This window comes from Flavobacterium sp. (genome assembly GCF_043773265.1).
Taxonomy (GTDB): Bacteria; Bacteroidota; Bacteroidia; order Flavobacteriales; family Flavobacteriaceae; genus Flavobacterium.
Window position 1 is genome coordinate 1 of record NZ_JAYVFH010000214.1, and the last position, 9722, is coordinate 9722.

Annotated in this window: 11 protein-coding genes; 3 read left to right on the plus strand and 8 right to left on the minus strand. The window is 28.9% G+C overall.

Annotated elements, in window-relative coordinates; translation table 11 throughout:
• Both ACH2BO_RS11375 and ACH2BO_RS11380 read right to left on the minus strand, forming a co-directional pair.
• The coding region (locus ACH2BO_RS11375; RefSeq protein ID WP_395044862.1) for a DUF4105 domain-containing protein at positions 1-722 on the minus strand (722 nt) is incomplete at its 3' end.
• Positions 723-776: 54 nt separating this feature from the next.
• The gene (locus ACH2BO_RS11380; protein ID WP_395044872.1) at positions 777-1760 is read right to left on the minus strand and encodes a PorV/PorQ family protein; all 984 of its coding nucleotides are present in this window, start codon (positions 1758-1760) and stop codon (positions 777-779) included.
• A 230-nt stretch (positions 1761-1990) separates the two neighbouring features.
• Between ACH2BO_RS11380 and ACH2BO_RS11385 the strand changes: the two genes are divergently transcribed.
• Together ACH2BO_RS11385 and ACH2BO_RS11390 are read left to right on the plus strand one after the other, a co-directional pair.
• Complete coding sequence (locus ACH2BO_RS11385; RefSeq protein WP_395044863.1) at positions 1991-2689, plus strand: CDP-alcohol phosphatidyltransferase family protein; 699 nt, start codon at positions 1991-1993, stop codon at positions 2687-2689.
• A gap of 51 nt (positions 2690-2740) precedes the next feature.
• Positions 2741-3583 (plus strand): GH25 family lysozyme, encoded by an 843-nt coding sequence (locus ACH2BO_RS11390; RefSeq protein ID WP_395044864.1) that lies wholly within the window; start codon positions 2741-2743, stop codon positions 3581-3583.
• Positions 3584-3620: 37 nt separating this feature from the next.
• On the opposite strand, the gene ACH2BO_RS11395 is transcribed toward ACH2BO_RS11390, so the two are convergent.
• The 6 genes from ACH2BO_RS11395 to ACH2BO_RS11420 form a co-directional block, all read right to left on the minus strand.
• Complete coding sequence (locus ACH2BO_RS11395) at positions 3621-3911, minus strand: helix-turn-helix domain-containing protein (RefSeq protein ID WP_395044865.1); 291 nt, start codon at positions 3909-3911, stop codon at positions 3621-3623.
• Positions 3912-3913: 2 nt separating this feature from the next.
• Complete coding sequence (locus tag ACH2BO_RS11400) at positions 3914-4255, minus strand: type II toxin-antitoxin system RelE/ParE family toxin (protein ID WP_395044866.1); 342 nt, start codon at positions 4253-4255, stop codon at positions 3914-3916.
• Positions 4256-4481: 226 nt separating this feature from the next.
• Positions 4482-5222, minus strand: a complete 741-nt coding sequence (gene lptB / locus ACH2BO_RS11405) for an LPS export ABC transporter ATP-binding protein (protein WP_395044867.1) — start codon at positions 5220-5222, stop codon at positions 4482-4484.
• 187 nt (positions 5223-5409) lie between these two features.
• Positions 5410-5760: a carboxymuconolactone decarboxylase family protein gene (locus tag ACH2BO_RS11410; protein ID WP_395044868.1), complete on the minus strand. Its 351-nt coding sequence runs from the start codon at positions 5758-5760 to the stop codon at positions 5410-5412.
• Entirely contained in the window at positions 5744-6565 is an 822-nt protein-coding gene (gene tatC, locus ACH2BO_RS11415) for a twin-arginine translocase subunit TatC (RefSeq protein WP_395044869.1), read from the minus strand. Before tatC ends, ACH2BO_RS11410 begins: the two co-directional genes overlap by 17 nt.
• Positions 6565-7530, minus strand: coding sequence for an SIS domain-containing protein (locus tag ACH2BO_RS11420; protein WP_395044870.1), 966 nt, complete (start codon positions 7528-7530; stop codon positions 6565-6567). The genes tatC and ACH2BO_RS11420 overlap by 1 nt, the downstream gene beginning before the upstream one ends.
• A gap of 86 nt (positions 7531-7616) precedes the next feature.
• On the opposite strand from ACH2BO_RS11420, the gene recQ reads away from it, so the two are divergent.
• The coding region (recQ, locus tag ACH2BO_RS11425) for a DNA helicase RecQ (protein ID WP_395044871.1) at positions 7617-9722 on the plus strand (2106 nt) is incomplete at its 3' end.

Sequence of the window (9722 nt, forward strand, 5' to 3'; positions counted from 1 at the left end):
TCATGATTTAATTCATTTCCTTTAACAATAATTTCTTTTTTAATAACAATAGGTTTTCCATCTACAACAGCTTTGTCTAAACTATTTAATAACTCAATAGGAAGAAAAAGTTTTTCAGCTTTATAGTCTGTTTTTGCTCCAAAAATTATATTTATTCCAAGTTTATACCAAAAATGATCTTCAAAATAAGGATAAAGCAACCTTCTATAAGAAATAGAAGTATCATCAACCTTTTGAATTAAAGGTTTTCCAATAATTTTATTTACTTTTTCAACAACCATTGTTGTGCAATTTCTATCAATAAATTTATAGGTATAACTGCGTTCATCCGAAAATAAAGAAGCGTTTAATATTTCAAATAATTCTTGCTTTTTAGAAAGCTTGAAATTCAAAGTTTGTTCAACCACTTCGCGACCATCGTTTAAATATTCTAATATAAAATCTTCATATGAAGTTGCATTTATATAATATTGTAAATCACCTTTTACAAATTTTAAATAAAAATTTTCAGTCCTAAAATCAAATGCGCCATAATTATAAACAACATCAAGATTGTTTATAGAATCTTTAATTCTAATTGCTGTATGACCAAAGGTTGAATATAATTCGTTTCCTCTACCACAAGTAAAAATACTAACAGAAGCATTTTCTGAAAGTGACGGATTTTGAGCAAAACTTATTAATTGAAAAAAAAGAAAAGAAATAAAAAGTAATTTTTTCATCAATATTATAATTGGTTTTTATTAATTGATTTTAAATTTTTAATGACGAAAATACTATCTAAAAATACTTAAATCTACTTTTACAGAAAAAATATTTGAATATAAAGCAGCACTTTGATCGCCTAAATCTGTTAAAGCATAGTCAACTTGAATACCTTTATACTTAAATCCTAAACCAATATTGGGTTGAAAACCAACTTTTTTAGAATTATCTATTTGAGTAATATTTTGAAAATTTCCAACACCAAGACGAAGAAAAACCAAATCGGTATAGCCATATTCAAAGCCAATTGCAGGATCAATACTTACAAAATCTGTTGCAATTAAATCATTTGTTTTTGTAAACTGCATGTTCAAGTTTGTTGCAACCAACAATGAAGTGTCATTGTGAAATTCAAATTTTTTAGAAAATCCAAATTGTGCTTTTGGCAATGTTATCTCAGTGCTTTCTGGCAATTCTTGATTTTCACCAGGAACAGCATCTTTTATTTTATTATATTCATCTTCATCAATACTCCAAACATTAAATGTAGTTGTAATGTCACGAAGCATTAAGCCATATTTCCAATTATTTTTTTCAAATTGTAAGCCAACATCAAATCCAAATCCCCAAGAATTAGCAAATTTTCCAATAACTCTTCTTATCACTTTAGCATTAACACCATATTGAAATCCAGGAACTTGAAGTTTTCTTGCATAGGAAAGTGTCAATCCATAATCGGCTGTAGAAAACAAACTAATTCTGTTGTAATCAATATTTCCATCGCCATCAATAAGTTGAGTTGTGTTTAAAATATCGTCTACACCAAATCTAATAAGTGAAATTCCCCAAGCACTTTTATCATCAATTGGTTTGGCATAAGCCGCATAATCATACTGTGCAATATTGGCAAAATAACTTGCATGCATTATCGATGCTTGACTGTCTTCAAGATTTATTAATCCAGCCGGATTCCAATAACCCGAATTTACGTCACCAGTATTTGAAACCACAGCATTAGACATTCCTAACGCCGCAGCATCTACACCAATGTTCATAAACTCATTAGAATATTTTCTAACAGCTTGGCTATAAGAAAGAAAACATCCTAAAAAGAAGGTTAAGTAAAGAATTTTTTTCAAAGCAAATTTTTTTTTCAAAAATAGAAATTTTTATTGAGCTAATACAATTTACAAATCATAATAATATCTCAAATAAAATCTCTATTTACAAACGCACTTATGTATAAACTTATTGTATTACATTTGTCTTTAGAAAAATTAATAGCATGAACATAAAAAAACACATTCCAAACTTTCTAACACTTTTAAATTTATTTTGTGGTTGTATAGCTGTAGTTTTTATTTCAAATTCAAAGTTTGACATTGCTTTTTATTTTGTGTGTTTAGGAATATTTTTTGATTTTTTTGATGGGTTTTTTGCTAGAAAATTTGGTGTTTCTGGACCACTGGGAGTTCAATTAGATTCGCTTGCCGATATGGTTACAAGTGGTGTTGCGCCTGGATTTGTTATGTATATATGGATAAGTGATATTATTTATGAAACCTATGAATTTTCTATTCTTGCTTCGATAGGTTTTATAATTACTCTTGGAGCATGTTATCGTTTAGCAAAATTTAATATTGATACACGCCAATCAGATTCTTTTATAGGTTTGCCAACTCCTGCAAATACTTTATTTATTATGAGTTTGCCTTTAATTAATAATAAATATGTAGCAGATTTTATTTATAATGAATGGGTTTTAATTGCAATTTCTTTTCTAAGTGCCTTTGTAATGAACGCTGAAATACCATTATTTTCTTTAAAAATAAAGAATTTTAGTTTCCAAAAATATAAACTACAAATTGGGTTTTTATCGGCATCTGTTATTATGATTGTTACTTTACAGTTTCTTGCAATTCCTTTAATTATTATTTCTTATGTTTTATTGTCAGTTGTAAATAATATTTTAGTAAAAAAGTAGTTATCTAGTCATTGCGATAAACGAAGCAATCTCATCTCAATTAGTTTTTAAATGGCAAAAACTACTATACGAAAATCACCAATACGTAAAAAATCTTCTAAGAAAAGGCAATCCTTTTTTTTATTAAAATTTATTGTAGTTTCTGTATTGTTTTTAGCTTTAGTTTTTGGAATCTATCATTATAGAAATGCTATTTTATATTATTTTAGCTTCAAATCTGATAAAGTTTTAAAGGATGATAAAATTGCACAAGCTAGAATTCATCAAATATTAGATAAATATAAAGATTTGACTATTGGCATGGATGTTTCTCAATATCAAGGAAAAATCAATTGGGAAGAAGTAGATTCAGTAGAAAATAAATTTCCATTAAAGTTTGTTTTAATTAGAGCAACTGCAGGAAATAACAAAGAAGATTCGCAATTTGATAGCAACTGGAAAGGTGCAAAGAAAAATAATTTTATTCGAGGTGCTTATCATTATTATCGTCCAAACGAAAATTCTATTGAACAAGCAGATAATTTTATTAAAACTGTAAAACTCAAAATAGGTGATTTACCACCAGTTTTAGACATCGAAAAATTACCAGAAAATCAATCTATTGACAGTTTAAAAGTAGGATTAAGGCGTTGGCTAAAAAAAGTTGACCAACATTATAAAGTAAAACCAATAATTTATACAGGTGAAAGATATTATAATGATTTCCTTAAAGATGAATTTAGCGAATATACTTTTTGGGTTGCCAATTACAATTTTTTTGTAGAAAATATTGAAAACGATTGGCAGTTTTGGCAGTTTACAGAAAAAGCTAGAATAAACGGAATAAACGAAAATGTAGATTTGAATATCTATAATGGTACGCCAAAAATGTTGCTGTATTTAACTATTGAGTAGTTGACTCAATTTTTAAAATAATAATACTCAATTTTTTTTATAACTCTATTTGAATTTTAATTTTTCCACCAAAACCTTTTTCTACAATATCATATAAGGTTTTAAGAGTTAAATTACTTCCATTATTTTCAATTCTTGAAATGTACTCTCTTTTTTTGTCAACTAAGTTTCCAAGTTCTGTTTGTGTTAAGTGTTTTTCTTCTCTTGCTTTTTTAAGAAGCAAACCAATTTTAAAACCTTGAAATTCTCTTTCAATTTCATCACGTCTTTCGGTTCCTTTTTCACCGTAAACGTTATTTTTAATTTCTTTCCAGCTTTTAGTTTCCATAATTATTTAGATTTTTCTTCGTAATATTTAGTCATTAATCTCAACGCTTTTTCAAGTTCATTTTTAGGAGTTTTTTGTGTTTTTTTCTGAAAACCATTTAATAAAATTACAAGTTTTCCATTGTCAAAAAAACAAAATACTCGCCAAATATTTGAGCCAAGCTGAATTCTAGCTTCATATAAACCATTCGTTCCTTCCATTGATTTTAAATAGTTGGAAGGAACTCTTTCTAAAGTTTCTATTGCTTCAATTATTTTGAATATTTTATCTTGTACTTTTTTTTGTTGTTCAAGAAGAAAATCTTCAAAATGATTTTCAAACGCTATAACTTCACGGACTTTCATTTCACAAAGGTAACTTAAAAGTTACAATTTGTTATAGGATTTTCTTTATTTTTTTAGAATTTATCTTTATAGTTGCCAATTACAACTTTTGTGTAGAAGATATAAAGGATGATTGGCAGTTTTGGCAGTTTACAGAAAAAGCTAGAATAAACGGAATAAACGAAAATGTAGATTTGAATATCTATAACGGAACTCCAAAAATGTTAGAGTATATAACAATATCTAATTAAAACTCTAATTTCTTTTTTCGCAATTCAAAATTCTGACCAAGATAAACTCTTCTTACCATTTCATCTTCAACTAGTTCTTCGGGAATTCCAGCTTTTAGAATTCCTCCTTCAAACATAAGGTAGGTTTTGTCTGTAATTGCAAGAGTTTCTTGAACGTTGTGGTCTGTAATTAATATTCCAATATTTTTATTTTTTAATTTAGCTATAATTCTTTGAATATCTTCTACAGCAACAGGGTCAACACCTGCAAATGGTTCATCAAGTAATATAAATTTTGGATCGGTTGCCAAACATCTTGCTATTTCAGTTCTTCTTCGTTCACCACCAGATAGTAAATCGCCTCGATTGGTGCGAATATGTTCTAAACTAAATTCATCAATTAAACTTTCCATTTTGGATTCTTGTTGAGCTTTAGTTAGATTGGTTAATTGCAAAACACTTAAAATATTATCTTCTATACTCAGTTTTCTAAAAACAGATGCTTCTTGAGCCAAATATCCAATTCCGTTTTGAGCACGTTTATACATTGGATAATCAGTAATATTCATATTGTCAAGGTAGATTGTACCAGAATTTGGCTTTACTAATCCAACAATCATATAGAAAGAAGTAGTTTTTCCTGCGCCATTTGGACCTAAAAGACCAACAATTTCTCCTTGGTTTACTTCTACAGAAATGCCTTTTACAACACTTCTGCCTTTGTAAGTTTTTACTAAATTTTCGGCTCTTAATTTCATTTATACTGAATTTATTTATGCTGAATTTATTTCAGCATCTTATTGAATTTATTTCAACATCTCTACTAAATTTTTCAAATTTTTTTACAAATAAACAAAAACCATTTATCTGATGATATGTTTTAACTTCAATTTTGGAAAACTAATCAATTTCACTAAACACTAGCAACTGAATACTAAACACTAATTACTGACCACTTTCTTCTAAAGCTTCCCAAAATTCATAAGCTCTTCTCAAATGCGGAATAACAATTGTTCCTCCAACAAGAGTTGCAATTCCCATGGCTTCCATCATTTCTTCTTTAGAAATTCCTTCTTTATAGGAAGTTTCTAAATGGTATTTAATGCAATCGTCACATCTTAAAACTGTTGAGGCAACTAATCCTAAAAGCTCTTTGGTTTTTACATCCAGTGCGCCTTCAGCATAAGCATTAGTATCTAAATTGAATATTCTTTTTATTACTAAATTATTATCGGCTAATAATTTTTCATTCATTTTTGCACGATAATCTTTGAATTCTTTAACTTGATTGTTCATTTTTTTTCTTGTTTTTTACAACTAATGCCGAGATGAAAATACTTGCTTCATATATTAATAACATTGGTATTGCAACTGTTATTTGACTTACAACATCTGGTGGAGTTACTATTGCAGCAACAATTAATACAATTACAATTGCATATCTTCTATAGGTTCTTAAAAAAGTTGGTGTAACTAATCCTAATTTAGTTAAAAAATATATTATTATAGGTAGTTCAAAAAATAAACCGCTAGCTATAACAGCAGTTTTTACCATACTTACATAAGAATCTATTGTAAAATTATTTTTTACTACACTACTAATTGTAAAGGTTGCAAGAAAATTTACAGACATTGGTACAATTACATAATATCCAAAAAGAACACCTATAAAGAATAGAATAGAAGCAATAAAGATAAAAAGTTTGGCATGTTTTCTTTCTTTTTCATACAATGCTGGACTAATAAATTTCCATAATTCCCATAATATATAAGGAAATGCAAGTATAAAACCAGAGGTTATACAAGTCCAAACAAAGATGTTTACTTGACCTTCCATTTCGGTATTGATAATTGTAAAAGGAAGTTCGGTAATACAAATACTGTCTGCAAAGCCAATATAATGTGATGCTTCACAAAAAAACCGATAAGTAATAAAATTAGGATTTGTTGGACCAAAGATTAATACATCAAAAATATAATCTGCAAAAAAATAAGTTACAATTGCCATAATTAATATTGCAACAGAACTTCTTACCAATAACCATCTCAATTCTTCGAGATGATCAAGAAATGACATTTCTTTTATGTTCTTTTCTAACATTATACTATACCTTCTTTTAAAATATCATGCAAATGAATTACACCTTTATATATATCATTGTCAACAACTACTAATTGTGTAATAGAAAAATCTTCAAGAATATTTAAAGCATCAACAACCATATCAGTAGATTTAATAGTTTTTGGGTTTACAGTCATAATATCTTTGGCAGTCAATCCGGTTATAGTTTCGGTTTTATTCAACATTCTTCTAATGTCGCCATCTGTAATAATTCCTACAATTTTATCATTGTCTAAAACAGCTGTTACTCCTAATCTTTTTTCAGATATTTCTACAATTACATTTTTTATACTTGACTCTAAATTTACAAATGGTTTTCTAGAACTGTCAAGCATGTCTTGAACACGCAATAATAATTTTTTACCCAATGCACCACCAGGATGATATTTAGCAAAATCTTCGGGTTTAAAATCTTTCATTTCCATTAGGCAAACTGCAATTGCATCGCCCATTACTAACTGAGCAGTTGTGCTATTGGTTGGTGCTAAATTATTTCTGCACGATTCACTTTCGACATAAGTATTTAAAATTACATCGGCTTCTTTACCTAAAAAAGAAGTTACATTACCAGTAATTGCAATAAGTTTATTGCCAAATCTTTTTAATAAAGGAACCAAAATTTTTATTTCTGGACTATTACCACTTTTAGAAATACAAATCACCACATCATTGTCTTGAACCATGCCTAAATCGCCATGAATTGCTTCAGATGCATGAAGAAACATCGATGGAGTTCCAGTAGAATTTAATGTTGCAACAATTTTTTGGGCAATAATTGCACTTTTTCCTATTCCAGTTACAATTAATCTTCCTTTACTATTATAAATAATTTCGACAGCTTCAACAAAGCTTTTGTCAATGAAATCAGTTAGTTTCGCGATAGATTGGCTTTGAGAAATCAATGTCTTTTTTGCCGATTCAATAATATTTTCTTTAGTTATCAAAATTGATTTGTTATAATATTTGTATGAATAAAAGAAAGTTGTATATTTATGGTTGCAAATTTATGTAAAAATACTATTAAGTCAGAATGAATTCAAACGAAATTGATATCCACAAGGAATTAAAAAAATATTTTGGTTTTAACCAATTCAAAGGTTTACAGGAACAAGTTATAAAAAGTATTTTAGCTAAAGAAAATACATTTGTAATTATGCCAACTGGTGGCGGAAAGTCGTTGTGCTATCAATTGCCTTCGCTTGTTCAAGAAGGAACTGCAATTGTAGTTTCTCCATTGATTGCTTTAATGAAAAATCAAGTTGATGCAATGCGAAGTGTTTCTACTAATGATGGAATTGCTCATGTATTAAATTCATCATTAACTAAAACCGAAATAAGCCAAGTAAAGAAAGATATTGTTTCAGGAATTACTAAATTGTTATATGTAGCGCCAGAATCCTTGACAAAGGAAGAATATGTAGAATTTTTGCAAACTGTTCCAATTTCTTTTGTTGCTATCGATGAAGCACATTGTATTTCAGAATGGGGACACGATTTTAGACCAGAATACAGAAATTTGCGTTCAATAATAAAACAACTTGGAGATGTTCCAGTTATTGGTTTAACAGCAACAGCAACACCCAAAGTTCAAGAAGACATTCTTAAAAACCTCGATATGACTGATGCAACAACATATAAAGCATCATTCAATCGACCTAATTTATATTATGAAGTTCGCACAAAAACTAAAAATATCGAATCGGATATTATTAGATTTATAAAACAACACAAAGGAAAATCTGGAATTATTTATTGCCTAAGTCGTAAAAAAGTTGAAGCAATAGCTGAAGTATTACAAGTAAACGGAATAAGCGCAGTTCCATATCACGCAGGATTGGATGCTAAAACACGAGCTAAACATCAAGATATGTTTCTTATGGAAGATGTAGATGTTGTTGTGGCAACAATTGCATTTGGAATGGGAATAGATAAACCAGATGTTAGATTTGTAATTCACCATGATATTCCAAAATCATTAGAAAGCTATTATCAAGAAACTGGTCGTGCTGGTCGAGATGGAGGAGAAGGTCATTGTTTGGCATATTATTCTTATAAAGATGTTGAAAAATTAGAAAAATTTATGTCAGGTAAACCAGTTGCCGAACAAGAAATTGGTTTTGCACTTTTGCAAGAAGTTGTTGCATATGCTGAAACTTCAATTTCTAGGCGTAAATTCTTATTGCATTATTTTGGCGAAGAATTTGATGGAGAAAATGGCGATGGTGCAGATATGGATGACAATGTAAGAAATCCAAAAACAAAAGCCGAAGCACAAAAAAACGTTGTAAAATTGCTACAAGTAGTTCGCGATACTAAATATTTATATAAATCCAAAGAAATAGTTTTTACATTAATAGGAAGAGTAAATGCAACGATAAAAGCACATAGAACAGACACTCAACCTTTTTTTGGTATCGGTATTGATCAAGAAGAACGTTATTGGATGGCATTAATACGTCAGGTTTTAGTTGACGGAATGTTGACAAAAGATATAGAAACTTATGGAATATTAAAAGTTTCTGAAAAAGGGCATGATTTTATTAAAAATCCTCATTCGTTTATGATGAGTGAAGATCATGAATATAATGAAGCCGAAGATGATGCAATTGTAACAGCTGCAAAATCATCAGGCACTGCAGATGAAGCACTGATGGGAATGTTGCGCGATTTGCGAAAAAAAGTCGCCAAAAAACTTGGAGTTCCACCATTTGTAGTGTTTCAAGATCCATCACTAGAAGACATGGCATTAAAATATCCAATAACAATAGATGAATTGATAAATATTCATGGAGTTGGAGAAGGAAAAGCAAAAAAATATGGTAATGAATTTGTTGAATTAATTAATAGATATGTAGAAGATAATGATATTACACGTCCAGATGATTTAGTTGTAAAATCTACCGGAGCAAACTCTGTTAATAAATTATACATTATTCAAAACATAGATAGAAAACTATCATTAGAAGATATTGCCAAAGCAAAAGGAATGAAAATGGACGATTTGCTTAAAGAAATGGAGCAAATTGTATATTCTGGAACGAAACTAAATATTAAATATTGGGTTGACGAAATGCTAGATGAAGATCAGCAAGAAGAAATACACGATTATTTTATGGATTCTGAATCAGATAAAATA

Excerpts from the sequence above, each read along its gene's own strand:
- ACH2BO_RS11380 (WP_395044872.1), bottom strand. The coding sequence starts at position 1,760 with ATGAACATTGGTGTAGATGCTGCGGCGTTAGGAATGTCTAATGCTGTG.
- ACH2BO_RS11385 (WP_395044863.1), top strand. The coding sequence starts at position 1,991 with ATGAACATAAAAAAACACATTCCAAACTTTCTAACACTTTTAAATTTA.
- ACH2BO_RS11390 (WP_395044864.1), top strand. The coding sequence starts at position 2,741 with ATGGCAAAAACTACTATACGAAAATCACCAATACGTAAAAAATCTTCT.
- ACH2BO_RS11395 (WP_395044865.1), bottom strand. The coding sequence starts at position 3,911 with ATGGAAACTAAAAGCTGGAAAGAAATTAAAAATAACGTTTACGGTGAA.
- ACH2BO_RS11400 (WP_395044866.1), bottom strand. The coding sequence starts at position 4,255 with ATGAAAGTCCGTGAAGTTATAGCGTTTGAAAATCATTTTGAAGATTTT.
- lptB (WP_395044867.1), bottom strand. The coding sequence starts at position 5,222 with ATGAAATTAAGAGCCGAAAATTTAGTAAAAACTTACAAAGGCAGAAGT.
- ACH2BO_RS11410 (WP_395044868.1), bottom strand. The coding sequence starts at position 5,760 with ATGAACAATCAAGTTAAAGAATTCAAAGATTATCGTGCAAAAATGAAT.
- tatC (WP_395044869.1), bottom strand. The coding sequence starts at position 6,565 with ATGTTAGAAAAGAACATAAAAGAAATGTCATTTCTTGATCATCTCGAA.